The sequence below is a fragment of the Collimonas fungivorans genome, from assembly GCF_028292705.1.
In the GTDB taxonomy this organism is placed as follows: domain Bacteria; phylum Pseudomonadota; class Gammaproteobacteria; order Burkholderiales; family Burkholderiaceae_D; genus Collimonas; species Collimonas fungivorans_B.
This window is the reverse complement of sequence record NZ_JAQGLV010000236.1, coordinates 1-26,105: the sequence shown is the minus strand read 5'-3', so window position 1 is coordinate 26,105 and position 26,105 is coordinate 1. Positions and strand designations below refer to the sequence as shown.

Genomic DNA, 26,105 nt, shown 5'->3' with positions numbered 1-26,105 from the left:
GAAATTGGCGCGGTCAAGATAAGCCAGGCTGTAGGTGATAAAAACAATCGGCATGATGAACCACCAGCGCCGGACTGCCAATTTTTTTGTTTCCATGTTGTGTCTCCTTGGTTTCCAAATTCGTTTCTGCATTCTCAGGCTGTGCCGCCTGTATTGTTTCAGCGGTTTTGTTTATCCAGCTGTTCTCTGGTCGGCAATCCTTCGCTGTCGCCGATGACCTGGATCGCCATGGCGCCGATCCGGTTGCCGCGTTCGGCCGCTGCCTGGGGCCCAAGTCCTTCCAGCAAGGCGCTGATGACGCCGACTGCAAAGCCGTCGCCGGCGCCGACGGTGTCGACCACGTTGGCGACCGGCGCCGCCGGGATGGTGGCTTCACCTTCCGCGGTGCGCAGGTAAGCGCCGGCGCTGCCCAGTTTGACGATGACGCCGGTGGCGCCGCGCGCCAGGTAGAAGCCGGCGATCTCGCGCGGCGTCGCCAGGCCGGTCAGGATGCGGCCTTCCTCCAGGCCGGGCAGCACCCAGTCGGCATAGGCGGCCAGCGCGTTGAGGCGGTCGGCCATCACTTCGCGCGAGCGCCATAAGGTCGGCCGCAGGTTGGGGTCAAATGTAATGTTTTTGCCGGCAGCGCGCATTTCACCGGCGATATGGAAAGCCAGTTCCAGCGAAGAAGCAGAAATCGCCGGCGCAACGCCGGACAGGTGCAGATGGCGGGCTGCCTTGAAATATTCCGGACGGTAATCGGCGATGGACAGGTGGCTGGCGGCAGAGCCTTTGCGGAAGTATTCGATTTCCGGATCGCTGCCGTCGTCGTTGCGTGATTTCAGCTGGAAGCCGGTGGGGTAGCGTTCATCGATCGTCACGGCGCCGCTGTCGATGCCTTCATTGGCCAGGGTCTCCAGCACGAAGCGGCCAAACGAATCGTTGCCGACCCGGCTCATCCAGCCGACCCCGAAGCCCAGCCGCGCCAGGCCGGTGGCGACATTGAGTTCGGCGCCCGCCGCCCGTTTCACAAAACTCCTGGCGTTGGCAAGGTCGCCGGTTTCGGCGGCGACAAACATGGTCATGGCTTCGCCGTAGGTCACTGCATCAAGGCTGAACGGCTGTGTCATGCATCTGCTCCTGCAAGTATTTCCGCAAGCACCGGTTCCTGCGCCATACGTAATCGTTGCACATGCTGTGCCTGCGCTGCGGCGTCTGCCGGCAGCGGGTATTCGATTGCGCGCGGCAGATGGTTCGGCAACCTCGCCAGGCAGGCGCGCCAGTCGACGCTTCCTTCTTCGGGCGCCACGGCAAAGCGGCGTGCGCCTTCGCCGCGCACCCCTTTGCAATGAATGTATCGAACGTGCGGCGCCAGTGCCGCAGCGGCGTCGACGGCGTCCTCGCCGGCCCAGCTCCAGTTTCCCACGTCGAAGGTCATGGCCACTTGAATGGCTGGCGAGCAGGCCTCGCAGAGTGCAAAGAAATTGAGGAATTCGGTAATCCGGCTGCCGGTTTTCTGCTGGCCGTTTTCCAGCAGCAGCGCCACTGGTGAATTGGCCAGCGCTTGCTGCAGGAGTCCGGCATCGACGTGTCCGGCGTAGTGATGCATTTGCAATTTGAGGGTTGTTGCGCCGAGCGTTTCCGCTTCGCGCAGGCGCGAGGCCAGAGCGGGCAGGTCGAGATTGCCGTCTTGCCGGAACAATGATTCCGGCGCCGAATACACGGCACGCAATCCGTGTGTCTCAAATAATTGCCTTAAGGCGGCGAGTTCGGGCGTGATTTCCTCTTCCGCGCAGAGGAACAGCTCGCGCCGGATCTCGAGGCCGTCGGCGCCGGCGCTGGCTGCCAGGGGAATCAGCGCGGCATGGCCGTGTTTTTGTACAAAGTCGACACCGTAGGCTGAGGCCACGATGACGATATCCATGGATGAGGGCAAATTTGTCTCCTGAGCAATGCTTTACTTTGATATTTTTATTGTTGGAACCGGTTCCATAGAAAGTTAAAAAATTGCCTAATAATCTATTAGGCGATCTACGTGGATTCTTGGAACCGGTTCCAAAGTAATCTATAAAAAATCGGCAGTCAAGCCTACGTTACACTTTTCAGCGCGGCGGTGGAACCGCGTATTTTCAGTTCCCCGGGGAAGGCCAGCATGCGCGGCGGGCTATTTGCGCCGGCTATGCGCTGCACCAGGAATTCCAGCGCCGCATGTCCGATATCGAAGGTGGGCTGGCGAATGCCGGTGATGCCGCTGCCGGCCAGCACGGCCCAGTTGGGATCGTCAAAACCCAGCAATCCGACATCGTCCGGCCAGCGCGCGCCTAAACCTTGCAGGCCGAGCGCGGCATTGAGCAGCATGCGGCCGTTGCCGGCGAAAATGACGCTGCGCTGCTTGCTTTGCAATGCCGCCCGCAGCGCTGCCTGCAAGGCGGCGCCATCGGCGATGTCGACTTCGGCGGTGATGGCGCGGTATTGTTTGCCGGCGCTCTTCACCGCCTTGCGGATGGCCTGCTCGCGTTCGCTGCGGCTGCTGATCTGGCCTATCGGTTCGGTCAGGAAGTGAATCGCATGGAAGCCCTGGGCGATCAGGTGTTCGGTCGCCAGGGTCGCGGCCTGGGCATTGTCGAGTCCGACCATGTCGCATTGCAGGCGATCGGCGCGGCGGTCGATGATGACCACCGGCAGGCCGGTGCTGCTGATGGCGGCCAGGTCTTCCTCCGGCAAGCCGATCGGATTGATCACCAAACCTTCCACGCGATAATTGGTCAGCAGGTCCAGGTAGCGCTTTTCCAGTTCCAGCTGGTTGTCCGAGTTGCACACCATCAGCATGAAGCCCTGTTTTTGGCAGGCAGCCTCCACGCCGCGCATCACTTCGACCGAATAGGGATTGCTGATGTCGGCGACCACCATGCCGACCATACGCGTACGGCCGCGCTTGAGGCCGCGCGCCATCTGGTTGGGGCGGAAACCGAGCTTGCGGATGGCTTGCTGGATGCGCAGCCGGAGCGGGTCGGAGAGGCTGTCGAACTCGCCGTTCAGGTAACGCGAGACACTGGTTTTCCCGACCTTGGCTTCGCGCGCAACATCGTTGATTGTGGGCGTGCGGGGTGTATCGGTGTCAGGCATGGGCAGCGCCAAAAAATGTTGGAGGCAGGATTTTGTTGCTTGCGCATTATTCCATGCCTGGCTTTATCCTGACCAGAGGCTTTTGATTTGATTCAATCCGGCGCCGATCTTTTGGGATCATAAATACATCGTCATTTCAATTACTTAATATCGCGCGCGATGCCAAGATGGTGCCGCATTAGGGCGGATGCCCATTCCCGGTTGTCGTTTTCCAGCGCCTGGATGATTTGCAGGTGTTCCTTGCACGAATCGACCTGGCGCGGATCGCGGTGGAATGCGATATGTTCGCCTAGCCGCCTGAGCTGGTTTTGCTGCTGCACCGCCTGCAGCACGAAGCGGTTGTTGGAGAAGCGCGCCAGCATTTCGTGGAAGGCGGCGTTGAGGGCGAAAAACGTCGCAGCTGAATAGTCGCCGGGTGTCTGCTGCAGCAATTTTTCGTGCGCCAGGCGGCTGTTTTGCAGCTGGACGGCGTCTATCTGGAAACTGCTTTCCAGCAGTCCGCCGCACTCCACCATGATCCGGAACTGGTAGCTTTCGCTCATCAGCTCCGGCGCGCCTATGGTCGGCGGGAAATTCCAGCCCTGGCCGCGGCGCTTCTCGATCAGGCCGTCCGCCGCCATGCGCACCAGCGTTCCCCGCAACAGGCTGCGCGGCACCGCATAGCGCTCCAGGAAGTCGGTCTCCGTCATGGTGTCGGGCAGCAGGTTGCGGGCGCGGTCGTCGATCAGGCGCAGATACAGGGTGTCGCCGCTGATGCCGTCGACCACCATTTCCGCCGCGCTTTCAGGCCGCGCATTGCTGCTGACGAAATAGCCGCTGTTGACGTGATAGTCCAGCAACTCTTGTTCCGCCACCAGGCGCAACGCAGCTTTGACCGGGGTCCGCGAGACATCGAACTGGCTGGCCAGGCCTTCTTCGGTCAGATGGGTGCCGGCGGGCAGTTCGCCGGTGGTGATCTGCTGGATCAGGCGATTTGCCAAGTCAAGTTGCAAAGGGCTGGGGCGGCTAGGTTTTGTGGTTTTGCTCATTCAGGTGCCGCTGTTAGGTTTACATTCGCTCAATGTTAAATGATTAATATCATATGAGTAAACTGCAAGGCAAGCGGGGTGAGCGCGTGCAACGGATAAGGTAATTCTCAAAAGGTAACATTGAATTGATTTTATCAAAAAGTTAATACAAGATACTCCGAAATTATCTATTGATTGTCAATCAGGCAATTTCGGAGGCTACTTGTATGCATGGCATTGCAGCGGCGATCGAATCGTTTCCGGAGGTGGATGTTTGCGGTTCGCCTTTTCAGCGCGGCCGGCAGCATGGTGCGGCAGTGCCCGAACGCATCGTGCGCAGTGCGCGCCTGTACCGCCGGCAGCTGGCGCGGCAAAACGTTTGCGCCGAACGCCTGAGCGCCCTGGCGCTGGGCATGCTGCCGGCGATCAAGCGCTTCGATCCCGACTACCTGGAGGAAATGCAGGGCATTGCGCGCGGGGCCGGGGTGCCGCTGGAGGATGTCATCCTGATCAACTGCCGGACCGAAATGCTGTTCGGCCACGGCGAGCTGGCAGCGATATGCAAGGAGCTCGACGACGGCTGCACTAACCTGGTGGTGTTGCCGGAAAACGCGGAAAGCGGGCGTTTGATGCATGCCCACAACTGGGACTGGCGGGAAGAGTGCCTGGATACCGGCATCGTCCTGCGCATCCGGCGCGGCGGCGATGCGCTGGAACCGGACCTGCTCATCTTTACCGAAGCCGGCGGCCTGGCGCGGCACGGCTTCAACAGCGCCGGCCTGTCCCTGACCGGCAATTTTCTGAGTTCGGATCGCGATTACCGCCAGCTGGCCGATGTGCCGCTAGTGCTGGTGCGGCGCAAGATGCTGGAAGCGCCGAGCATGAACGCAGCCATGAAGCTGCTGTGGCGGACACGGCGCTTCTGCTCCAACAACCTGATGCTGGCGCAGGCCGGCGTCAGCGGCGACGGCCAGCACGTTGGCGATGCGGTCGACTTGGAATGCGCGCCGGACGAAATTTTCTGGCTGACGCCGCAACACGGCCTGCTGGTGCATGCCAATCACTGGTTATGCCCGGTGGCGCGCAGCAAGCTGCGCGAACAGGGGCTGGCCGTCAACCCGGATTCCCTCTATCGCCAGCGGTCCGTGGAGACGGCGATGCTGCAATCCATCAATCACGGTCCGGGAAAAATCGATTGGGCAACGGTAAAAAGGGCGCTGGCGGACGATTTTTCCGGCGCCGGCGGCGTCTTGCGCAAACCTGATGCCGAAGGTGTCGATGCGCACTACGCGACAGTCGCGACGACCCTGATCGACGCCGCCAGCCGCACCATGTGGATAGCGCGTAAACCCTATCAGCCGGGCGCTTTCGTCGAATACCGCTTGTAGCCAGAGGGCTCCGGCCCGGTCTCGTTTTAACCAAGGAAGTCAAACATCGCTGCCGCGAGGAATTGCTGCGTCTTCAAGTATCGGAAGGAGCTGACATGACATAAAAAATACTGCTGCGGGAGACAGCTTTCAAAAAAAGGAACACACGGTGATCAGACAAGGAGGAATTCCAATTGAAGAAAAAATCATGCATGGCGGCGACAGCCGCGCTGCTGGCTGGCAGCGCCTGCGCGCAGACCGGCCTCACTATCTTCGGCGTGATAGACAGCGGCATCGAAATGGTGAACAACGCGCCCGACGCCAATGGCAACGCCAGCCGGCGCATCCATCACAATTCCGGCAACCTGTGGGGTTCGCGCTGGGGCCTGGAAGGCAGCGAGGACCTGGGCGGCGGCCTGCAAGCCGTCTACCACCTGGAAAGCGGTTTCGACTCCGACACCGGCGTTTCAGGCCAGGGCAGTCGCCTGTTCGGCCGCCGTGCGTATATAGGCTTGGCCGGAAAATCCGGCAGCGTCACGGTGGGCCGCCATTACAATGTTTTATTTGATTTGCTCTATCCCTTTGATCCAACCGGCATGGCGTCTTATTCGACGCTGACCCATGATCCGGCATTTGCCGAGCGGGCCGACAATTCCATCAAGTACAACGGCAAATTCGGGGATGTGACGGTGACCGGACTGTACAGTTTCGGTTATGACAGCACCATAAAAGACGGCGGTGAAATGGCGGGCGCGCCTGGCGTCGGCCGCGAGCTGGGCGGCGGCTTGCGGTATGCGCCTGGCGCACTGGAGATCGGCGTGGTTTTCGATCAGCGCAACGGTACATCGTACGCCTCCCGGAGCCAGGTGGAGAAGCGCCTTGCCGCCGGCCTCAGCTATAGCGCCGGACCACTCACGACCTATCTTGGTTACCGCTGGCTGGAATCCGATGTCGAGGATGTTTCCGGCGCCTCCAATTTATACTGGGGCGGATTGAAATACCAGGCAACGCCGGCCATTTCCCTGGCCGGCATGACGGCCTATACCGACACCAAGGGAAGCGCCGCCGATCCTCTTACGTTCGCTCTGCTGGGAACTTACGATTTGTCCAAGCGCAGCAGCCTGTACCTGCTTGCTTCCTACGCACGCAACCGGGGAGGATCGAACATGGGCGTCAATGGCATCGATAACCAGATCGTGCCTGGAAATAACCAGAGCGGGATGATCGCGGGGATTCTTCATCAGTTCTGAAGCTTGCCTGGCGCGCCGGCTGCTGCCGGCGGCGCCGCTTCAATATTCCTTGATCGCCTCGACGCTGATATGCAAGGTCACCGCATCGCTGACAAAGGGGACGTAGCGTCCGAGCTTGTAATCGCTGCGCAGGATCTTGGCGGAGCCGTTGGCGCCGCAAGCCTGTTTGCCGTAAATGAGCATGAAGCGGCAATTGAAATTGCTGATCTCCAGCGTTACTGGATGCGCGATGCCCTTGATGGTCAGCTCGCCTTCGACTTGCGTCAGCTGCTGTTCCTCGAAATGCAGGCTGGAGGACTTGAAACTGATCTTCGGGTAGTTGGCGGCGTCGAAGAAATCGCCGGAGCGCATGACCTGGTTGAAGCCGTCGCTGCCGGTGCTGACAGAGGCCGCGTCGATCTCGATGTCGATGCTGCCGCCATGGCTGGCCTGGTCGATTTCAATCGAGCCGGAAGTGGTGTCGAAGCGGCTGCGCTGCATCGACAAGCCCCAGTGGCTGTACTCGAAAGAGGAAAAAGTATGCTCGGGGTCGATCAGGTAGCGGTCGGCGGCGCTGCAGACGCCGGCGCCGAACGCCGGCAGCAACAGCGCCGCTATCCGCAACAGCTGTAGCAGCTTGGCGGTCGGCAGGATTGCGCGTGGCTTGGAGGTGGGCGGCGTCATGGTCTTGGGTAAATTGTCGGTTGCAACAGGCATCATGCATCAGTCGATATCGTTACGCTACAGCTTCGTGGGTATTTTTGCCCGGAAACATATAAAATGCCACTCTGCCATTGCGGCAGAAACGCGACGACGCAGTGGCATCCCACGCATTCAACCAGGTTTTCACCATCACAACTTACACTGGAGCGCCAGACATCATGTATGAGCTGTATATCGCCAATAAAAACTATTCGTCCTGGTCGTTGCGTCCATGGGTGCTGATGCGCGAGCTTGGTTTGGCGTTCAAGGAACATGTGGTGCCGTTTGCCGACGGAGCCCCTGGCTCCAACTGGGACGCGTTCCGCACTTTTTCACCGACCGGCAAAGTGCCGGCGCTGAACGATGGCGGCACAGTTGTCTGGGATTCGCTGGGGATCACGGAATACCTGGCCGAGCGCCATGAGGGTGTCTGGCCCAGCGATCCGCAAGCCAGGAGCTGGGCGCGTTGCGCCGCCGCCGAGATGCATTCAGGTTTCGGCGCCTTGCGTGAACACTGCACGATGAATTGCGGCATCCGGGTGCGCATCGAGCAGCTGCCGGCATCGCTTAAATCCGATATTGCTCGGCTGGATGAATTGTGGAGCGAAGGCCTGCAACGGTTTGGCGGACCTTTCCTGGCTGGGGTGAATTTCAGCGCCGTCGATGCCTTCTTTGCGCCGGTGGCTTTCCGGATCCAGACCTACGGCCTCAAGCTGGGCCCTGCAGCGCAAGCTTATGCGGCGCGTTTGCTCGATTTGCCGGCCATGCGGCAATGGCACACGGATGCCCTGGCGGAAACCTGGCGCGAACCGGCCCATGAAGCCGAAGCCAAGGCGGCGGGAATGTTCCTGGAAGATCTGCGCAGCGCGCCGTCAAAGTGATATCGAAGCGCGTAGCTTGCCACGCGGCATGACACGCAGCATGCCATAATATTGCGCATGTTTACGCGTAACGACGACAAGCTGCTGTATATCACCGATTCACTCGCGATTCCGCTCAGTGAGATCGAGATAAGCGCCGTCCGCGCCCAAGGCCCGGGCGGCCAGAATGTCAACAAGGTTTCATCGGCGATACACCTGCGGTTCGACATCCGCGCCTCGTCGCTGCCGGAGTTTTACCAGGAAAAGCTGCTGGCCCTGAACGACCAGCGCATCACCAAGGACGGTGTGCTGGTCCTCAAGGCGCAGCAGTCGCGCAGCCAGGAAAAGAACAAGAGCGAAGCCCTGTTGCGCTTGCAGGAATTGTTGCTGAGCGTGACCGTGATTCCCAAGAAGCGGCGGCCGACTGCGCCCAGCCGCAGCTCGCAGTTGAAGCGGGTCGACAGCAAGACCCGGCGCGGCAAGGACAAGGCCATGCGCGGCAAGGTCGTTCTCTAGGCTTGCACCAGTCGCAGGCGGGTAATTTCAGATGGTGCGAACAGCCGCTTCGGCGGTCCCCAATAGCCGGTGCCGCGGCTGGTGTATACCCACAGGTTGCGCATGCGGTTCAAGCCGGCCGTGTATGGCTGCTGCAAAGGCACGAACAGATTCCAAGGGAAGAACTGGCCGCCATGGGTATGGCCGGACAGTTGCAGGTCGAAGCCGGCGTCGGCTGCCGCCGTCGCCGAACGCGGCTGATGCGCCAGCAGCAGTTTTACCGCTACATGCGGCGGACTGCCGGCCAGCGCCGCATGCGGGTCGCTGCGCTCGGCTTCGTCAAAATGATGGGCGCTATAGTCGGTGACGCCCGCCACCAGCAGCGATGCTCCCTGGTGGTTGATGACGACATGCTGGTTCATGAGCACGGTCAAGCCAAGCCGGCGCACTTCTGCCACCCATTCCGGCGCGTTCGAATAATACTCATGGTTGCCGGTGACGAAATAAGCGCCGTGGCGAGAGCGCAGCCTGGCCAGCGGCGCCGTGTGCGCGGCCAGTTCCTGCACGCTGCCGTCGACCAGGTCGCCGGTGACCGCGATCAGATCCGGCTTGAGGGTGTTGACCTTGCTGACGATGGCGTCCAGGTAATTGTGCTTGATGGTGGGGCCGACATGGATGTCGCTGATCTGCACGATGCTGTATCCGTGCAAGGCGGCCGGCAAGCCGCTGATCGGGACATCGACATCGACTACCGCCGCCAGGCGGCGCGCGTTGAAAAAACCGACAAGACTGGAAACCGCGGCCAGCAGCAACACGGCCACCGCGCTCCAGAATGCGAATTGATCATGGTCCAGCTTGAATACGGGCGCCAGCCACAAGGCCAGTTCGCGCAGCAGGGTTGCCAGCAGCAGCGATGAAAAGATCCCCATGGCGAGCATGCCGGCCCAGGCCAGCCGGTCCGACAAGGGCTGGCTCTGGATTCCGCGGGCCAGCATGCCGCCGGGAATCAGCAAAAACGACAGCAGCAGCCAGGCGCCCAGCACAGCCGGCAAGAACGGGACGGCCGATAACGCCGGCACCAGGAGCCAGCCGATCAGCGCATGCAGCGCGCCCAGCAAGAACAGAACAAGCACGATGGCAAAGCGCGAGGGCATGGGGGAACCTGTGAGAAGAATGAATGGAGGGGGCGCAACGAACCGTCTTACGGGTGTGCTTTGTGCCCATATTAGGGCGCGGCTGGCGGCTTCAATAGGCGCCTGTTTATATAAAGCAGGAGATGTATTGCGGAAACAGCAGCCTTATTCAAATATAATCGGGCATTCATTCTCTAACAATCACCGATATCTGGTGTTTTTCCGCAAGTTATGCCTCTTTCGAAGCGAAATCGCCTCATTTCTCGTCTGTTTTGCAGTGTCTGTCTAGCCGGGATGCTGTCTGGGCTGGTGGGGCCTGCATCGGCGGCGCCGGCCGCCGCCGATAGCGCAGCAAGCCCGGCCCGGCCGCGCATCGGCCTGGTGCTGTCCGGCGGCGGCGCCCGCGGGTATGCCCACCTGGGCGTGTTGCAGGCGCTGGAGAAAATGCACATCCCTATCGACTATGTTGCCGCCACCAGCATGGGCGCGGTGGTCGGCGGCCTGTATGCGAGCGGGCTGTCGGTCGATGAACTGGACCGCATCCTGACCGGGACCAACCTGAGTGATATCGCTTTTGACCGCAACGAGCGGGCAGACTTGCCGCAATCGCAGCGCGAGGACGATTATCAATATCCTATCGGCCTGTCGGCCGGCTACGGCGACGGCAAGCTGAAACTGCCGGCCGGGCTGGTGCAAGGCAATAACCTGCTGGCGCTGCTGCAGAACTGGACCCCGCAGCTGCCGGCCAATATTTCCTTCGACAAGCTGCCGACGCCATTCCGCGCCGTCGCCACCGATCTCGGCAGCGGCGCCGAGGTAGTGCTGAGCCAGGGCTCGCTGCCGCGCGCGATCCGCGCCAGCATGGCGGTGCCGGGTCTGTTCGCGCCGCTCAAGCTGGATGGCCGCACCCTGGTGGATGGCGGCCTGGTGCGCAATTTGCCGGTATCGCTGGCGCGCAGCATGGGCGCCGACATCATCATCGCGGTCAATATAGCCACCGACCTGCAAGATCCTTCTACCCTCGAATCGCCGACCGCAGTAGCGCAACAGATGGTGACCATCCTGATCCAGCAGAACGTCAAGCATGAAATAGATACGCTGAAGAAGCAGGATGTGCTGATCGAGCCGAATCTCGGCGACCTGTCGTTTGCCGATTTTTCGCGCGGCAAGGATGGCGTCAAGGCCGGTTACGATGCCGCCGAACGCCAGAGCGCCAAACTGGCCGCGCTGGCGCTGCCGCCGCAGCAATGGAAGGAATATCTGGCGGCGCGCAGCGGCGGCGGTCCGGTGCTGGCCCAGGATACCCATATAGATGCGATCGAAATCCGCAGCAACGGCCGGGTGCCGGCGGCCGTGGTGCGCCGCGCGCTGGATGTCAAGGAAGGCGATTTCTATAACCCGGTTGCGCTGAACAAGGATGTGGCGCGGCTGGCGACCAACGGCGACTTCAAAAGCGTGACGCAGGAGCTGGTGACGGAGAACGGCCGCAATGTGCTGAAGGTGGAGGCCGACGACAAATCCTGGGGTCCGCATTTCCTGCTGTTCGGCCTCGGCGTATCGAACAATTTCGACGGCCGCGGCGATTTCAACCTGCAGATCGGCCACCGCCTGCCGTGGCTTACCGAGAGTGGCCTGGAGTGGCGCAACGATGTCGTGCTGGGCAGCAAACAGGCGAGCTTGCATACCGAATTGCGGCAGCCGATATGGAATACCGTGGGGCTGTACGTAGCGCCTTATGCCGAATACGGACGCCGGCACATCGACCTTTATGCGGACGAAGGCGCGGTGACCTCAAAAACTGTGCCGGTGACTGCGTACCGGGTCGATACCACCAGGGTCGGCGTTGACCTCGGCATCCCGATCGGTCGGCTGGGAGAGTTTCGCGCCGGCGTGAATTACCAATGGCTGACTGCAGCTCCTGCTTATAATTTGCCGACCGAATTTGCGAACCTGATCGGCGTCGACACCATTTTCGATAAATTCCGGATAAACCAGCCGGTAGTCCGTGCTCAGCTCACCATCGATCAACTCGACGATCCGCTGTTCCCGCGCAAAGGTTATTACCTGTCCGCGGTCAGCAATATCGGCCTTGGCGGCGCGGCGAACAGTTATAGCGATGCCCAGGGCAAGGCGCTGTGGGCGGGCAGCCGCGGCCGCAATACAGTGAACCTGGCGCTGGAGGCTGCCGGCACCTATGGCAACGAGACGAACGACGCCACCGGCAACGGCGGCCTGGGGTTTTCGTTGGGAGGGTTTCAGCACCTGTCGGCCTATGCGCCCGACCAGTTTAACGGCAACTACCTGCTATATGGCCGGCTGACTTACCTGCGGGACATGCCCGAACTGAACCTGCCGGGACTGCGCAATACCGTGCTCGGCAGCAGCCTGGAAATGGGCGACATCTGGCAGACGCGCGAAGCCTTCGGCACCGGATCTTACAAAAAAAGCGCGAGTGTATTTTTGGGCGGCAGCAGCTTCCTCGGCCCACTGTATTTTGGCGCCGCGATCGCACCGCGCGGCGTCTGGAACCTGTATCTGCAGTTGGGGCGGGTATTCTAGGATTGCCGCGGCACGACGTGTGTCCGGTCTTGTATCAGGCCTTGTCGGCGCCGCGCATCCGCCGCGCCGGCGCCGGCGGATAGCCGAAAAACTCCAGCACGCTGTTGGTGACCTGTTCGCGGTCATTGTCGACGCAAATCATGTGGTAGCTGTTTTCCAGCACCACCACGCGTACGTCGGGCAACGTCGCCTCTAAGAATTCGGCCGACTTCAGGCTGGTCAGTTCATCTTCGCGCGCATGCACCACCAGGGTAGGGCAGGCAATCCTGTGGGCCCCGGCCAGCACCTTCTTGCGCAGGCGGTCGACCTGGCGGATGCAAGCCAGCGGCACCCAGCGATAGTGGAAATTGTCGCCGCGCGCGAACTTGGCCTTGACGATGGCGCGCACCGTGGCGTTCTTGATGCCGAACGGCTCGTCTTCCTCGACTTTCATCCTGCTTGCGACGCCGGGAATGCAATACACCAGGTGCCGCAGCTGGCGATACCAGGGCGTCGACCAGCCGTCGATGAACACCGGCGGCGCCAGCGTCACCAGCTTGCCTTTGCTGTGCTGCACCCGTTCGCACAGCGCCAGCGCCAGCAGCGAACCCAGGCACATGCCCATCACGTGGAAAGTGTCGTATTGCGGCGCCAGCTCCTGATAGCTGGCGGTGACCGCATCGAGCCAGTCCTCGTAGCTGACCGGCACCAGGTCTTCCGGCTGCCCGCCGTGGCCGGGCAGGGTGACGGCGTGGGTTTCCACGCCGGCGCGCTGCAGCACTTTGTGCATCGAGCCGAGATCGAATTGGGTGCCGCCCAGGCCATGAATCAGCAGGGCGCCGGTGCGAACGCTCATATCCGGCTCCGTTGCGCCGCATCCTCCTTGAGATTGAGGCGCCAGGCGCCGGCCACCATGGCGACCGATTCGTCGGCGTCCAGCAGCACTGCGCTCATGTCGCTGACATGGCTGACTTCTCCGGCCGGCAGCAGCAGGCGGAAACCGAAATCGGGGCGGGCGTCATCGTCGCTGTCGTCCAGCCAGCGGCTGCGCAATGGCTGGCGGTCGTCGGGATGGACATGCGCCAGCACCTGCTCGAGATCGCTGAAAGCGGCGTTGCTTACGCCCAGCAATCCTTGCAGGTCGCCGTTCCAGCACAGTTTTTTGCTGTGCGGATCGATGCTGTAGACCAGTTGCCGGCTGACGGTCAGCGCCAGTTCGACGTCGCTTTTCCATTGCGCGGCGTCTTCGTGCAATTGCTCGCGGGTAGTCTTGAGGGCGCTGATCAGCAGGCAGAGCAGGGCGGCGACGGCAAGGTAAAGCTGCGCTTCCAGCAGCGAATGCCTGGAAAAGGTGTCGGAAAAAGCGGCAAACGGTCCTTCGCCCTGCACCGTGTTGAGCAAGGCGAAAAAGGCCAGCATGGCAACCGCCAGCGAGCCGCCGCGGCCGCCCCACAGCAAGGTGACCACGGCGGCGAAAAACAGAGGTATGTAGGTCAGCGCAAAATTGACGCCGGCCGAAAACTTGCTGATGCTGTTGCCGTCGAAAATCACAAAAGCAGTCACCCCCAGGGCCAGGAACGCCGCCAGGCCCAGCAGGAAATCGCTGCGGTCCATGCCGCCCGAGCGCATGGCGTGGAAACGCGACCAGCCGGCCAGCACCGGCGTGACGATCAGGATGCCGACCAGGTCGGATGCGGCCCAGATGCGTGCCGTCGGCCAGAACGGCACGTGCTGCACCAGCGTGAACCAGGCCGCGCCGATGGCGGCGCTGACCGCGCTGCAGGCGACGGCGGCGATCAGCAGGCCGCGCACGAAATACAAACCTTCCATCGGCAGCTGCGCTTTGCGCACCAGCGCCACCACGATCGCGGCGATGCCGATTTCGTCCAGGGCGAACAGCGCCACGCGCAGCAGGTTGCGTTCTTCGATAACGCCCAGCAGCAGCTGCGCCAGTACGAAGCCGATCACCAAAGGCAGCCAGCGCGAGGTCCTGGTCAGCATGAATGCGGCGACAGTGACGCCGGCTGGCAGCCAGATATAGCCGGTGGTCGCAATCGGGCCGTTGAGCTGATGCGACATGTAGCCGGTGACCAGGTAGAGCAAGCCCCACAGCAATGCTATGACAGTTTGGTTGGTCAGTTTCAAGGTGGATGTCCTTATGGCGTTGATGTTCTTGCGGCCTGAAAAATGCGGCGGGCAAGATGTCGCTCATTATATGGTGAATCTGGAAAGAATTTGGCTGCAGGAAAGGTTGGTCATGCGACTGTCAATGTTGACAGTTACGCAGCAGTGGGGCTTGGCCAGAGAATCGATCGGCGGCAGCCGTTCCCCTTACTTCAATTCTCACTTTCCGGAGGTCCAATGAAAAAAGCATTGTCTTGTCCGTCCAGGATCACATTATTGCTGGCGCTGGCGGCGCCGCTGCTGGCGCAGGCGCACGGCTACATCGATGCGCCAAAATCGCGCGCGTTCATGTGCAAGACCCAGGAGAATACTGCATGCGGCGCGGTGCAATACGAACCGCAAAGCGTTGAGGGGCCGAAGGGATTCCCGGTAGCAGGGCCGGCCGACGGCACGATTGCGGCCGCCGGGCTGGCGCAGTTTGCGGAGCTGAATGCCCAGACCGCCGTGCGATGGAAAAAAGTGGCCTTGAAAGCGGGGCAGAACGATTTCACCTGGTACTTTACCGCCGGCCACATGACGCAGGACTGGCGCTATTACATCACCAAGCAAGGCTGGAACCCGAACCAGAAATTGAGCCGCGCTTCGTTCGACTTGCAGCCGTTCTGCATCATCAAGGGTGGTTTCGCGCCAGTCAGCAATACCCATGCGAAGCATAGCTGCACGATTCCGGCCGGCCGCAGCGGCTATCACGTGATCCTGAGCACCTGGAATATCGCCGATACCGGCAACGCCTTCTACCAGGTAATCGATGCCGAGCTCCCGGCCGCAGCCGTGGTGAACCCGCAGAAAGTGATGATCAGTCCATTCTAGTAAACAGAGGGCGGCATTGCCGCCCGTTTCAACCGGATCAGGATTGGGCGAGCCGAAAGCTGCTCGGGATTTGCCGCGCCTGGACTAATGCGATTTGCTGATAATATGCATCGTGTTTGCGCACATGGCGCGCCGCGATGCCCGGCGAATGCTGATATCCACTACGTATCCCGGATCAGCTCGGTGAAATACTGGGAATTTTGCGGAGAGCCAGGCCTTCGTATCTGCATACAAAGGCCTGGTCTGTGGTATATGGTGCCCACGGAGGGACTCGAACCCCCACACCTTGCGGCACATGGACCTGAACCATGCGCGTCTACCAATTCCGCCACGTGGGCTTGAGAGAGCGAGATTATAAGCTAATGTACAAATAAGTCAACCTAGTCATAACGATATGTAGATATAAATTGCTTGGTTAGGAGAATGTCACAATCCTCCGTTACACTAACCATTGATGAATAACAACCTGTTGAAAATAGCCTTTTGAGCCAATATTCCTACACTATCCCCAGCCGGGAGGAAATTCTCGGCCTTCTGCGCACCTCTTCCGAGGCGCAAAACGCCGCCGCTCTAGCAGCCGCGCTTAATGTCAAACCCGATGAAATGGACGGTTTGACGCGCCGCCTGAATGCCATGGAGCGCGACGGCCAGATCAAGCCCGACCGCAGCGGCGTCTACAAGCTGACCAATTCCCCCGGTTTTATCGAAGGCCGCGTCAGCAGTCACCGCGACGGTTTCGGCTTCCTGATATCGGACGAGGGCGGCGATGACGTTTTCCTGCCTGAAAAGGAAATGCAGAAAGTGCTGCATGGCGACCGGGTGCAGGCGCGCATCATCGGCACCGACCGCCGCGGCCGTCCGGAAGGGACGATTGTCGAGGTAGTGTCGCGGGCAAATACCCATGTGATCGGCCGTTTGCTCAATGAAAACGGGGTCTGGGTGATCGCCCCCGAAGACAAGCGCATCGGCCAGGACATCATCCTGGCGGGATCGCCGGGCAAGGCCAAGGCCGGGCAGGTAGTGAGCGTCCAGCTCACCGAGCAGCCTTCGCGTTATACCCAGCCGGTCGGCAAGATTGTCGAAATCCTGGGCGATATCGACGACCCGGGCATGGAAATCGAAATTGCTGTACGTAAATATGGCGTGCCGCACGAATTTTCCGAAGCCGCCAAGAAACTGGCCGCCAAGCTGCCGGGCGAAGTGCGCGCGGCCGACCTCGGCGACCGCGTCGACCTGCGCGACGTGCCGCTGGTGACGATTGACGGCGAAGACGCGCGTGACTTCGACGATGCCGTGTATTGCGAACCGATCAAGATCGGCCGCGCCAACGGTTACCGCCTGATCGTGGCAATCGCCGACGTCAGCCATTACGTCAAGCCTAACGACGCTCTGGATGTCGATGCGCTGGAGCGCAGCACCTCGGTGTATTTCCCGCGCCGCGTGATCCCGATGCTGCCGGAGAAGCTCTCCAACGGCCTGTGCTCGCTCAATCCGGACGTCGACCGCCTGACCCTGGTATGCGATGCGGTGATCAGCGCCAAGGGCGAGATCAAGGCTTACCAGTTCTATCCCGCGGTGATCCATTCGGCGGCACGCCTGACGTATACTGAAGTAGCGGCCATCCTGGGCAATACCAAGGGCCCGGAAGCCGCCAAGCGTCCCGGCCTGGTGCCGCACCTGCTGCATCTGTATGAAGTGTTCCACGCCTTGCTGCAAGCGCGCCAGGCGCGCGGCGCCATCGATTTCGAGACCACCGAAACCTACATCGTCTGCAACGCCGCCGGCAAGATCGAGAAAATCCTGCCGCGCACCCGCAACGATGCGCACAAGGTGATTGAAGAGTGCATGCTGGCGGCCAACGTCTGCGCCGCCGACCTGATGGAACGCCACAAGCATCCCGGCCTGTTCCGTATTCATGCGCATCCGACCAAGGAAAAGCTGGCGGTGCTGCGCACCTTCCTCAAGCAGGTCGGCCTGACGCTGGCCGGCGGCGATACGCCGGCCGCCTCCGACTATGCCGCCCTGATGCCAAAGATCAAGGCGCGGCCGGACGCCTTGCTGCTGCAGACCATGCTGCTGCGCTCCATGCAGCAGGCGGTCTACAGCCCGGAAAACATCGGCCACTTCGGTTTGTCGTATGAATCGTATGCGCATTTCACCAGCCCGATCCGGCGCTATCCCGATCTGCTGACCCACCGCACCATCAAGGCGATCCTGCAAGGCAAGCGTTACGAACCCAAGGGTTTCGACACCAGTTCTCTGAACACCATGCTGTCGCCGGCCGGCCGCAAGAAGCAGGCGGAAGACAAGGCGGCGGGCAAGAAGAGGAACGAGGGCAGCCTGGCGGTATGGGAAGCGCTGGGGGTCCACTGCTCGGCCAATGAGCGGCGCGCCGACGAAGCCTCGCGTGATGTCGAAGCATGGCTCAAGTGCTATTTCATCCGCGACAAGCTGGGCGAAGAGTTCACCGGCGTGATTTCCGGCGTCGCCACGTTCGGCATTTTTGTCCAGCTCGACGCTTTGTATATCGAAGGCCTGGTGCATGTCACCGAGCTGGGCGCGGATTATTTCCAGTACGACGAAGCGCGTCACGAATTGCGCGGCGAACGCACCGGCATCCGTTACCAGCTGACCGACCGGGTAACGGTGCAGGTGAGCCGGGTTGACCTGGATGCTCGCAAGATCGACCTGCGCCTGGTCAATGAGCCAGGCATCAAGACCGTGCTCAAGAATGAAGCGCGGCGCGCCGACAATGAACAAGGCCGGGGCGCCAAACCGAAGGCCGGCGGCAAGGCCGCGCCGCCGAAAAAGACCGGCGGCAGCAGAGTCACGACTGCCGCCAAGACCACTGCTCCAAGCAAGACCAAGAAGGCCAAGACCGTCAGCGTCGCAGAAAAGACGCGGGCGCCGAAAGCCTTCACGAAATCCAGCAAGCGTAAAAGATAGATAGATTCTGAGAATATGAAAAGTAAAATGATTTTCGGCTTTCACGCCGTCACCGCGCGTTTGCGTCATGAAGCATCGTCGGTGGAAGAGATTTATGTGGATGCCGGCCGCGTCGACCGCCGCATGCAGGAACTGTTGAATGCCGCCAAGGCGGTTGGCGTGCGCGTGATCCCGGTGGATGACGCACGCTTGTCGAATATCGTCGGCACCCGCCGCCACCAGGGCGTGGTGGCGAAAGCCGGCGAGCTGTCGCTGGCGCGCAACCTGGATGAGCTGCTCGATGCCATCGTCGGTCCGCCGCTGCTGCTGGTGCTGGACGGCATTACCGATCCGCACAACCTGGGCGCTTGCCTGCGGGTGGCTGACGGCGCCGGCGCCCATGCCGTGATTGCACCGAAAGACCGTGCGGTAGGCTTGAACGCCACCGCCGCCAAGGTCGCCAGCGGCGCTGCCGAAACCGTGCCTTACATTACCGTGACTAACCTGGCGCGCACCTTGCGCGAGTTGAAGGAACGTGAAATCTGGCTGATCGGCACTAGCGAAGACGGCGAAAAAGGGTTGTACGAAGCGGACTTTTCCGGCCCGGCAGCCCTGGTCATGGGCTCCGAAGGCGAGGGCATGCGCCGCCTGACGCGTGAAACCTGCGATGTGCTGGTCAATGTGCCGATGTTCGGTTCGGTCGAGAGCCTGAATGTGTCGGTGGCGTCCGGCGTCTGCCTGTACGAAGCCCGCCGCCAGCGCATGGTCAAGGGTTGTTGATTCCAATCTGCCTTACCCATTCTGAGTCGCGCCGCCGGTTTATCCTGTGCGGCGGCGATTTGGATATTCCCAGTCCGGCCTGAAACCGGTTCACCGGTTTCCCGGACTTTCGCAGCAAAAGACGGCAGGCGCGATTTGGAATAACATTACGCCTCCGCATTCATCCGACACCCTTATGTTCAGCCGCATTCGTGAAGACATTGCCAACATCATGGCGCGCGATCCCGCCGCACGCACCCAGTGGGAAGTGCTGACCTGTTATCCCGGCCTGCACGCCATCATCCTGCATCGCTGGGCGCATCATTGCTGGCACAACGGCTTCAAGTGGCCGGGACGTTTCATTTCGCAGGTTGCCCGCACCTTTACCGGAATTGAGATCCATCCCGGCGCCACCATAGGCCGGCGGGTATTCATCGACCACGGTTTTGGCGTGGTGATCGGCGAAACCGCCGAAGTCGGCGACGACTGCACGATTTACCAGGGCGTCACCCTCGGCGGCACTTCGCTGAACAAGGGCGCCAAGCGCCATCCGACCCTGGCGCGCGGCGCCATCATCGGCGCCGGCGCCAAGGTGTTGGGCGGCTTCACGGTGGGCGAGGGCGCCAAGGTTGGTTCCAACGCAGTGGTGGTCAAGGAAGTGCCGCCGGGAGCGACCGCGGTGGGCAATCCTGCGCGCATCGTCCTCAAGGAAAACTTCAGCGGCAAGGATGAGGCCGCGGCCCGCATGTTTGCCGCCTACGGCGTTACGCCCAACGGCGACGATCCATTGTCCAAGGCCTTGCATGGCTTGATCGACAACGCCGCCGCGCAGGAAAACCAGATAGAACGCATCATCGCCTTGCTGAAGAAATCCGGCATCGCCTGCGAGGGCTTGCCCGAGCTAGAGAAATTTGACCCGGACCAGCTGAATAAACTGGTCGAATAGGATGGCGCGCCAGGAGAGCAAGCAATGAATCAAGAAGTGAGCAGTATCCCGGCCAGCGACGAACCGGCCGTTGGTTCCAGCAGCGCCGATGCATTTCTGGACCAGTTTGAAATCCGCGTGCTGGCGGTCCTCGCCGAAAAAGAAGCGCTGACGCCGGATAACTATCCGTTGTCCCTGAATACCCTGACCAATGGCTGCAACCAGCTCTCCAGCCGCGATCCTGTGATGGCTATCGCCGAATCGACCGTGCTGGACATCCTGCAGCGCCTGATGCAGCGCAAGCTGGTGGTCGAAGTCAACCAGGCCGGCGCCCGGGTTGCCAAGTACGAACACCGGATGCGGGTCAAATGGCTGCTGGAGCAAGACAAGCTGGCGGTATTGACGACCTTGATGCTGCGCGGGATCCAGACCGCGGGCGAATTGCGCAGCCGCAGCGGCAGGCTGCATGAGTTTGCCTCGGTGGGCGAAGTCGAAACGGCTTTGCAGTTCCTGGTCGACAAATATCCGCCGCTGGTAGCGCGCCTGGCGAAAGCGCCCGGCACCAAGGAATCGCGTTATGCGCATCTGCTGGCGGGCGAGGAAATACTGGAGCAGCAGGCGATAGCGGATGCGATATCGGGCAGTGCATCGGTGGTGAAAAGCGGCAGCCAGGACCGGATCGCCCAGCTTGAAGAAGAAGTTGCCGGCTTGCGGCGGCAAATGGATGATTTATCGGCGCAGTTTGCCGAATTCAAGCGGCAGTTTGATTAGCGCAGTTGGATTAGATCAATCGGCCAGTTGCTGGCCATCGTAGCCAAAACGCCCGATCACGCCATCCGCATCAATCGCAATCCAGCCGCCTCGCTGCGCCTTGACGTCATACTCCCAGTCCGGCAATACGTAGCGGGTGCGGGCAGTCTCGCCGGCGCCTGAGAGGTGGCGCGCGGGCCGATGCGTGTGGCCGTGGATCAGGGTGGCGGTGGCGGTGCTGTCGAACAAGGCATCGATCGCCGCCGGATTGACATCCATGATTTCCATCGTTTTGTGGCGCTGCTCTTCCTGGCTTTCCTTGCGCACGCCGGCGATGATCGCCTTGCGCTGCGCCAGCGGCAGCGCAAGGAATTGCGCCTGCCATTGCGGTTGCCGCACTTGCGCGCGAAATTCCATGTAGGCCAGGTCGTCGGTGCATTGCGCATCGCCATGGGCAATCGCCAGGCGCCGGTTGCCTACCGTGATCACTGAAGGGTCGGGCAGCATGGTCAGGCCGGCTGCTTGCGCGAAGCCGTCGCCAACCAGGAAGTCGCGATTGCCGGCAATCCAGAAAACCTGCACGCCGCTATCGCTGACCTGCCGGATCGCTTCGGCAATTTCGCGGTTGTACGGCGTTTCCAGGTCATCGTCGCCAGCCCAGTACTCGAACAAGTCTCCCAGCAGATACAGTTGCTGCGCCCGCTTTGCCTGTTCCTGCAGGAAATCCAGGAAGGCCCGGGTGGTGCGCGGGTGCGCTGCCTGCAAATGCAGGTCGGAGATGAATAGCGCAACTGGTGCGCCGGACTGGTTCGAGACTGAGGCTGTCATAAGAAGGAGCCTGGATTAAACGACTTCAGCTTTTTCGATGACGACGTCATCTACCGGCACATCGGCAAACATGCCGGAACGGCCGGTTTTCACGCCCTCGATCTTGTCGACGATGTCCTGGCCTTCAACGACTTTGCCGAAGACGCAATAACCCCAGCCGTCCTGGCCTGGGTAGTCGAGGAAACTGTTGTCCTTGACGTTGATGAAAAACTGCGCGGATGCCGAATGCGGCGCCGAAGTACGGGCCATCGCCAGTGTGTAAGGCTTGTTCTTGAGGCCGTTCTTGGCTTCGTTTTCGACCGGATCGTTGGTCGGCTTTTGTTTCATGCCAGGCTCAAAACCGCCGCCTTGCACCATGAAGCCAGGGATCACGCGGTGGAAAATCGTGCCGTTGTAATGGCCGGCATTGACATAGGCCAGGAAGTTTTCCACGCTCTTTGGCGCTTTTTCTGTTTCGAGTTCGATCTTGATCGTGCCGTGGTTGGTAGTGAGGAGGACTGCCATGGTGTTTCCTATCAGATGGTTGAAAATTGGAAGGACAAAAACGGTATTTATTTGGTTACTGTAGCCGATTGGATGATAACCGGGGTGGTCGGCACGTCCTGGTAGGCGGTCTTTACTTTCTTGATCTTGTCGACCACGTCCATGCCCTTGATGACCTGGCCGAATACCGCGTAGCCCCAGCCGTCGCGGCCAGGATAGTTGAGGAATTCGTTGTTGGTGGTATTGATGAAGAATTGTGCGCCGGCCGATTGCGGATCCGCGGTGCGCGCCATGGCGACGCTGTAAGGCACGTTCTTGAGGCCGTTCTTGGCTTCGTTCTCCACCTTGTTCGGCGCCGGCTTCTCTACCATGTCCTTGGTCATGCCGCCGCCCTGGATCATGAAATTCTCTATGACGCGATGGAAGATGGTGCCGTTATAGTGGCCGCTGTTTACATAGCCCAGGAAATTCTTGACTGTCTTCGGCGCTTTTTCCGGATTCAGCTCGATGACGATGTCGCCCATATTGGTTTTCAGCAGGACGTGGGGCTTGTCGGCAGCGCTGGCAATCGAAGGGTTGCCCAGCAAACAGGCAGCCGTCAATGCAGAGGTCAATGCCAGGGTGAACGCGCGGCGGGACAGGCTAAGAGATGCTGGCATAAAAATCCTTCATGTGGGTAGTAGCGTTTGTGGTGTATTTTCGCTTTTCAGTAATGATATACTGCGGCGAAAAGCAACATTTTATCAAACTAAGCACTGCAAAAGAGTTTTGGCGATTCAGTTGTACTGATGTCCGCACCGCAAGTGCGCGAATGGGTAAAACGGCGTGCAATATTTTTCTGCCTTATTGCTGTACTTTAATTCTGTGCCTTATTTCTGTCCGTAGGCAGTAATTTCCCATGAGCGACTTGAAAATATATAACACGCTGGCGCGTGAGAAGCAGCCGTTTTCTCCAATCGAACCAGGCAAGGTCCGCATTTATGTCTGCGGCATGACGGTTTACGACTATTGCCATCTTGGTCACGGACGAGTGATGGTGGTGTTCGATATGGTGCAACGCTGGCTGCGCCAGTCGGGCCTGGACGTCACCTACGTGCGCAACATCACTGACATCGACGACAAGATCATCAAGCGCGCCGTGGAAAACGGCGAGACCATCTCGCAGCTGACCGGCCGTTTCATCCAGGCCATGGACGAGGATGCGGCAGCGCTCGGCGTGCAAAAGCCGGATCACGAGCCGCGCGCGACGGCGTTCGTGCCGCAGATGCTGGCCTTGATCGAAAAGCTCGAACATAAAGGGCTGGCATACCAGGGCAGCGACGGCGATGTCAATTATTCGGTGCGCGATTTTGCCGGTTACGGCAAATTGTCGGGCAAGTCGCTCGACGACCTGCGCGCCGGCGAGCGGGTCGACGTCAACCTGGGCAAGCGCGATCCGCTCGATTTTGTTTTGTGGAAAGCGGCCAAGGACAGCGAGCCGGAAGAGGTCAAATGGACTTCGCGCTGGGGCCAGGGCCGCCCGGGCTGGCATATCGAATGCTCCGCCATGGCTGAGCAGTTGCTGGGCGAGCAGTTCGACATCCACGGCGGCGGCCAGGATTTGCAGTTCCCGCATCACGAAAATGAAATCGCCCAGTCGGAAGGCGCGCACGGCCACCAGTTCGTCAATTACTGGATGCATAACGGCTTTGTGCGTATCGACGACGAGAAGATGTCCAAGTCCTTGGGAAATTTTTTCACGATTCGCGAGGTCCTGAAAAAATACGATGCGGAAGTGGTGCGCTTCTTTATCCTGCGCGCGCACTACCGCAGCCCGCTGAATTATGCCGACAGCAACCTGGACGACGCCAAGCAGGCGCTGACCCGCTTGTATACAGCCCTGAAAGAAGTAATGGCCGACACGTTGCCGCTGGACTGGAGCGAAGCCCACGCCGCGCGCGTGGCGCAAGCCATGGACGACGATTTTAATACGCCGATGGCGATCTCCGCCTTGTTCGACCTGGCCAACGAAGTCAACAAGAATCGTTCGCAGGCAGCGGCGCGCCAGCTGAAAGGTTTGGCCGGGGTACTGGGTTTCCTGCAGCGTTCCCCTGAAGATTTTTTGAAAGGCCGCGCACTCGCCGGCGGTGAAGTTGTCGGAAATGGCATTGCGCAAGCGGCTTTGTCAGAGCAAGATATCCTACTCAAAATTCAAGCTCGTCAAGCGGCAAAAATAGCCAAGGATTTTTCTGCCGCAGACCTGATTCGCAAGGAACTGCTGGCCGAAGGCATCTTGCTGGAAGATAAGCCCGGCGGTCAAACCGAATGGCGAAGGGCCTAAACGTATGCAAAAAGCGATAGCTGTCGACTCCAGGTTTTTTGTGCCTTCGTATTGGGAAGACGCCAAGGCCGAGTTGATGAAGCGTGACCGAATCATGCGTAAGCTGATCCCGCAATTCGGCGACCTGCACCTGGTTGGCCGCGGCGAGGCGTTTACCACGCTGGCGCGTTCGGTGGTCGGCCAGCAGGTTTCAGTCAAGGCGGCGGAATCTGCGTGGCAAAAATTTCTGTTAGTCTGTCCCAAGACGACTCCGGCCCAGGTATTGAAAGCGGGCCCGGAGCAACTTGCGGCTTGCGGCTTGTCTAAGCGTAAAGCGGACTATATTCTTGACCTGGCCGACCATTTCAAGGCAAAACGGGTCAATGCCGAGCAGTGGATGGAGATGGACGACGAGGATGTCATCGCGGACCTGACCCAGATCCGCGGCATCGGACGCTGGACAGCGGAGATGTTTTTGATATTTAATTTGCTCCGGCCCAATATTTTGCCTTTGGATGATTTAGGATTGCTTAAAGGCATTAGTGTCAATTATTTTTCAGGAGAGCCGGTTTCGCGCAGCGATGCGCGCGAAGTGTCGGCCAATTGGGAGCCATGGCGTACTGTGGCGACCTGGTATCTATGGCGTAGCCTGGATGCGACGTCTGCAGAATATCAAGTCATTACTGAGTAATAACTTATTAGCAACTTATTCGGTAATGATGGTTTAAACAAGGGAACAATATGAGTAAAACAACATTTCTCGGCTTCGAGCAACCGATCGCCGAATTAGATGCCAAGATCGAAGAGCTGCGTTTCGTCCAGGACGATTCGGCGGTGGACATTTCTGAAGAAATCGATCGCTTGTCGAAAAAAAGCCAGCAATTGACCAAGGATATCTACGCAAAATTGACGCCTTGGCAAGTTTCCCAGATTTCGCGGCATCCGCAGCGTCCTTACACCATGGACTACGTGAATGAAATCTTCACCGATTTCCATGAGCTGCACGGCGACCGCACCTATGCCGACGACCAGTCGATAGTCGGCGGCCTGGCGCGTTTCAACGGCCAGGCTTGCATGGTGATCGGCCATCAGAAAGGGCGCGACACCAAGGAGCGCGCCTTGCGCAATTTCGGCATGCCCAAGCCGGAAGGTTATCGCAAGGCTTTGCGCCTGATGAAAGTCGCGGAAAAATTCGGCCTGCCGATTTTCACCTTTGTCGATACGCCTGGCGCTTTCCCCGGCATCGATGCCGAAGAGCGCGGCCAGTCGGAAGCCATCGGCCACAACCTGTACGCGATGGCTGAACTGAAAGTGCCGCTGATCGCTACCATCATCGGTGAAGGCGGCTCCGGCGGCGCGCTGGCGATTGCGGTCGGCGACGCGGTCCTGATGCTGCAGTACGCGACTTATTCGGTGATCTCGCCTGAAGGCTGTGCGTCGATCCTGTGGAAAACCGCCGAGCGCGCAGCCGATGCTGCCGATGCGCTGGGCCTGACCGCGCATCGCCTGAAAGCCGTCGGCCTGATCGACAAGATCGTCAGCGAACCGCTGGGCGGCGCCCATCGCGATCCGAAGCAGATGGCTTCCTTGCTCAAGCGCGCGCTGGCCGATACCTTGCGCCAGTTCCAGGGCGTCAAGACCAAGGACCTGCTGAATGCACGCCATGAAAAACTGATGAGCTACGGTAAATTCAAGGAAGTGCTGGC

The 26,105-nt window shown here is 60.1% G+C and carries 24 protein-coding genes and 1 tRNA gene; 13 read left to right on the top strand and 12 right to left on the bottom strand.

Features of this window, described 5'->3' with window-relative positions; translation table 11 throughout:
* Positions 1-158 precede the first annotated feature (158 nt).
* The 4 genes from JWQ61_RS13665 to JWQ61_RS13650 all read right to left on the bottom strand — a co-directional run bounded on the left by JWQ61_RS13665 (position 159) and on the right by JWQ61_RS13650 (position 4,133).
* Positions 159-1,109 carry a sugar kinase gene (locus tag JWQ61_RS13665; RefSeq protein ID WP_304361005.1) on the bottom strand — a complete coding sequence of 317 codons (951 nt, stop codon included), beginning with the start codon at positions 1,107-1,109 and terminating at the stop codon, positions 159-161.
* Positions 1,106-1,915, bottom strand: a complete 810-nt coding sequence (locus JWQ61_RS13660) for a sugar phosphate isomerase/epimerase (RefSeq protein WP_304361004.1) — start codon at positions 1,913-1,915, stop codon at positions 1,106-1,108. The genes JWQ61_RS13665 and JWQ61_RS13660 overlap by 4 nt, the downstream gene beginning before the upstream one ends.
* Before the next feature lie 152 nt (positions 1,916-2,067).
* Positions 2,068-3,105 (bottom strand): LacI family DNA-binding transcriptional regulator, encoded by a 1,038-nt coding sequence (locus JWQ61_RS13655; protein ID WP_304361003.1) that lies wholly within the window; start codon positions 3,103-3,105, stop codon positions 2,068-2,070.
* 140 nt (positions 3,106-3,245) lie between these two features.
* The gene (locus tag JWQ61_RS13650) at positions 3,246-4,133 is read right to left on the bottom strand and encodes a GntR family transcriptional regulator (protein WP_304361002.1); all 888 of its coding nucleotides are present in this window, start codon (positions 4,131-4,133) and stop codon (positions 3,246-3,248) included.
* A 206-nt stretch (positions 4,134-4,339) separates the two neighbouring features.
* Here JWQ61_RS13650 and JWQ61_RS13645 point away from each other — a divergent pair, with 206 nt between their 5' ends.
* On the top strand, positions 4,340-5,500 hold the full coding sequence (locus tag JWQ61_RS13645) for a C45 family peptidase (RefSeq protein WP_304361001.1): 1,161 nt from the start codon (positions 4,340-4,342) through the stop codon (positions 5,498-5,500).
* A 173-nt stretch (positions 5,501-5,673) separates the two neighbouring features.
* Positions 5,674-6,729, top strand: a complete 1,056-nt coding sequence (locus JWQ61_RS13640) for a porin (RefSeq protein ID WP_304361000.1) — start codon at positions 5,674-5,676, stop codon at positions 6,727-6,729.
* Between the two features lie 39 nt (positions 6,730-6,768).
* Here the strand turns inward: JWQ61_RS13640 and JWQ61_RS13635 are convergent, their stop codons facing one another.
* Positions 6,769-7,428 (bottom strand): YceI family protein, encoded by a 660-nt coding sequence (locus JWQ61_RS13635; RefSeq protein ID WP_304360999.1) that lies wholly within the window; start codon positions 7,426-7,428, stop codon positions 6,769-6,771.
* A gap of 98 nt (positions 7,429-7,526) precedes the next feature.
* Between JWQ61_RS13635 and JWQ61_RS13630 the strand changes: the two genes are divergently transcribed.
* Together JWQ61_RS13630 and arfB are read left to right on the top strand one after the other, a co-directional pair.
* The gene (locus tag JWQ61_RS13630) at positions 7,527-8,291 is read left to right on the top strand and encodes a glutathione S-transferase family protein (RefSeq protein WP_304360998.1); all 765 of its coding nucleotides are present in this window, start codon (positions 7,527-7,529) and stop codon (positions 8,289-8,291) included.
* A gap of 81 nt (positions 8,292-8,372) precedes the next feature.
* Positions 8,373-8,786, top strand: a complete 414-nt coding sequence (arfB, locus tag JWQ61_RS13625; RefSeq protein WP_120237736.1) for an alternative ribosome rescue aminoacyl-tRNA hydrolase ArfB — start codon at positions 8,373-8,375, stop codon at positions 8,784-8,786.
* Here the strand turns inward: arfB and JWQ61_RS13620 are convergent.
* Entirely contained in the window at positions 8,783-9,919 is a 1,137-nt protein-coding gene (locus JWQ61_RS13620; RefSeq protein WP_304360997.1) for a metallophosphoesterase, read from the bottom strand. The two genes, arfB and JWQ61_RS13620, sit on opposite strands and share 4 nt — an antisense overlap.
* A 273-nt stretch (positions 9,920-10,192) precedes the next feature.
* On the opposite strand from JWQ61_RS13620, the gene JWQ61_RS13615 reads away from it, so the two are divergent.
* Positions 10,193-12,457, top strand: a complete 2,265-nt coding sequence (locus tag JWQ61_RS13615; protein ID WP_304360996.1) for a patatin-like phospholipase family protein — start codon at positions 10,193-10,195, stop codon at positions 12,455-12,457.
* A gap of 34 nt (positions 12,458-12,491) precedes the next feature.
* Here JWQ61_RS13615 and JWQ61_RS13610 read toward each other — a convergent pair whose 3' ends face one another.
* Both JWQ61_RS13610 and JWQ61_RS13605 read right to left on the bottom strand, forming a co-directional pair.
* Entirely contained in the window at positions 12,492-13,292 is an 801-nt protein-coding gene (locus tag JWQ61_RS13610) for a carboxylesterase (protein ID WP_304360995.1), read from the bottom strand.
* The gene (locus JWQ61_RS13605) at positions 13,289-14,581 is read right to left on the bottom strand and encodes an MASE1 domain-containing protein (RefSeq protein WP_304360994.1); all 1,293 of its coding nucleotides are present in this window, start codon (positions 14,579-14,581) and stop codon (positions 13,289-13,291) included. Before JWQ61_RS13605 ends, JWQ61_RS13610 begins: the two co-directional genes overlap by 4 nt.
* A gap of 216 nt (positions 14,582-14,797) precedes the next feature.
* On the opposite strand from JWQ61_RS13605, the gene JWQ61_RS13600 reads away from it, so the two are divergent.
* Entirely contained in the window at positions 14,798-15,430 is a 633-nt protein-coding gene (locus JWQ61_RS13600) for a lytic polysaccharide monooxygenase (protein WP_304360993.1), read from the top strand.
* Positions 15,431-15,683: 253 nt separating this feature from the next.
* On the opposite strand, the gene JWQ61_RS13595 is transcribed toward JWQ61_RS13600, so the two are convergent.
* Positions 15,684-15,768 (bottom strand) — tRNA-Leu (locus tag JWQ61_RS13595).
* A 145-nt stretch (positions 15,769-15,913) separates the two neighbouring features.
* Between JWQ61_RS13595 and rnr the strand changes: the two genes are divergently transcribed.
* The 4 genes from rnr (at position 15,914) to JWQ61_RS13575 (ending at position 20,810) form a co-directional block, all read left to right on the top strand.
* Positions 15,914-18,376: a ribonuclease R gene (rnr, locus tag JWQ61_RS13590; protein WP_304360992.1), complete on the top strand. Its 2,463-nt coding sequence runs from the start codon at positions 15,914-15,916 to the stop codon at positions 18,374-18,376.
* A 15-nt stretch (positions 18,377-18,391) separates the two neighbouring features.
* The gene (gene rlmB / locus JWQ61_RS13585) at positions 18,392-19,135 is read left to right on the top strand and encodes a 23S rRNA (guanosine(2251)-2'-O)-methyltransferase RlmB (RefSeq protein WP_061540435.1); all 744 of its coding nucleotides are present in this window, start codon (positions 18,392-18,394) and stop codon (positions 19,133-19,135) included.
* A gap of 175 nt (positions 19,136-19,310) precedes the next feature.
* A complete protein-coding gene (gene cysE / locus JWQ61_RS13580; protein ID WP_304360991.1) occupies positions 19,311-20,060 on the top strand; it encodes a serine O-acetyltransferase in 750 nt (249 codons plus the stop codon).
* A gap of 24 nt (positions 20,061-20,084) precedes the next feature.
* Positions 20,085-20,810 carry a YceH family protein gene (locus JWQ61_RS13575; protein WP_304360990.1) on the top strand — a complete coding sequence of 242 codons (726 nt, stop codon included), beginning with the start codon at positions 20,085-20,087 and terminating at the stop codon, positions 20,808-20,810.
* Positions 20,811-20,825: 15 nt separating this feature from the next.
* Here JWQ61_RS13575 and JWQ61_RS13570 read toward each other — a convergent pair whose 3' ends face one another.
* The 3 genes from JWQ61_RS13570 to JWQ61_RS13560 are packed head-to-tail and all read right to left on the bottom strand — an operon-like array spanning position 20,826 to position 22,759.
* Entirely contained in the window at positions 20,826-21,617 is a 792-nt protein-coding gene (locus JWQ61_RS13570; protein WP_304360989.1) for a UDP-2,3-diacylglucosamine diphosphatase, read from the bottom strand.
* A gap of 15 nt (positions 21,618-21,632) precedes the next feature.
* Complete coding sequence (locus JWQ61_RS13565; RefSeq protein WP_304360988.1) at positions 21,633-22,121, bottom strand: peptidylprolyl isomerase; 489 nt, start codon at positions 22,119-22,121, stop codon at positions 21,633-21,635.
* Positions 22,122-22,168: 47 nt separating this feature from the next.
* Positions 22,169-22,759 (bottom strand): peptidylprolyl isomerase, encoded by a 591-nt coding sequence (locus JWQ61_RS13560; protein WP_014006321.1) that lies wholly within the window; start codon positions 22,757-22,759, stop codon positions 22,169-22,171.
* A gap of 239 nt (positions 22,760-22,998) precedes the next feature.
* Here JWQ61_RS13560 and cysS point away from each other — a divergent pair, with 239 nt between their 5' ends.
* The 3 genes from cysS to JWQ61_RS13545 all read left to right on the top strand — a co-directional run.
* Positions 22,999-24,420 (top strand): cysteine--tRNA ligase, encoded by a 1,422-nt coding sequence (cysS, locus tag JWQ61_RS13555; RefSeq protein ID WP_304360987.1) that lies wholly within the window; start codon positions 22,999-23,001, stop codon positions 24,418-24,420.
* 4 nt (positions 24,421-24,424) lie between these two features.
* On the top strand, positions 24,425-25,090 hold the full coding sequence (locus tag JWQ61_RS13550) for a DNA-3-methyladenine glycosylase (protein WP_014006319.1): 666 nt from the start codon (positions 24,425-24,427) through the stop codon (positions 25,088-25,090).
* 50 nt (positions 25,091-25,140) lie between these two features.
* A partial coding sequence (locus tag JWQ61_RS13545; RefSeq protein WP_304360986.1) for an acetyl-CoA carboxylase carboxyltransferase subunit alpha occupies positions 25,141-26,105 on the top strand: 965 nt, incomplete at its 3' end.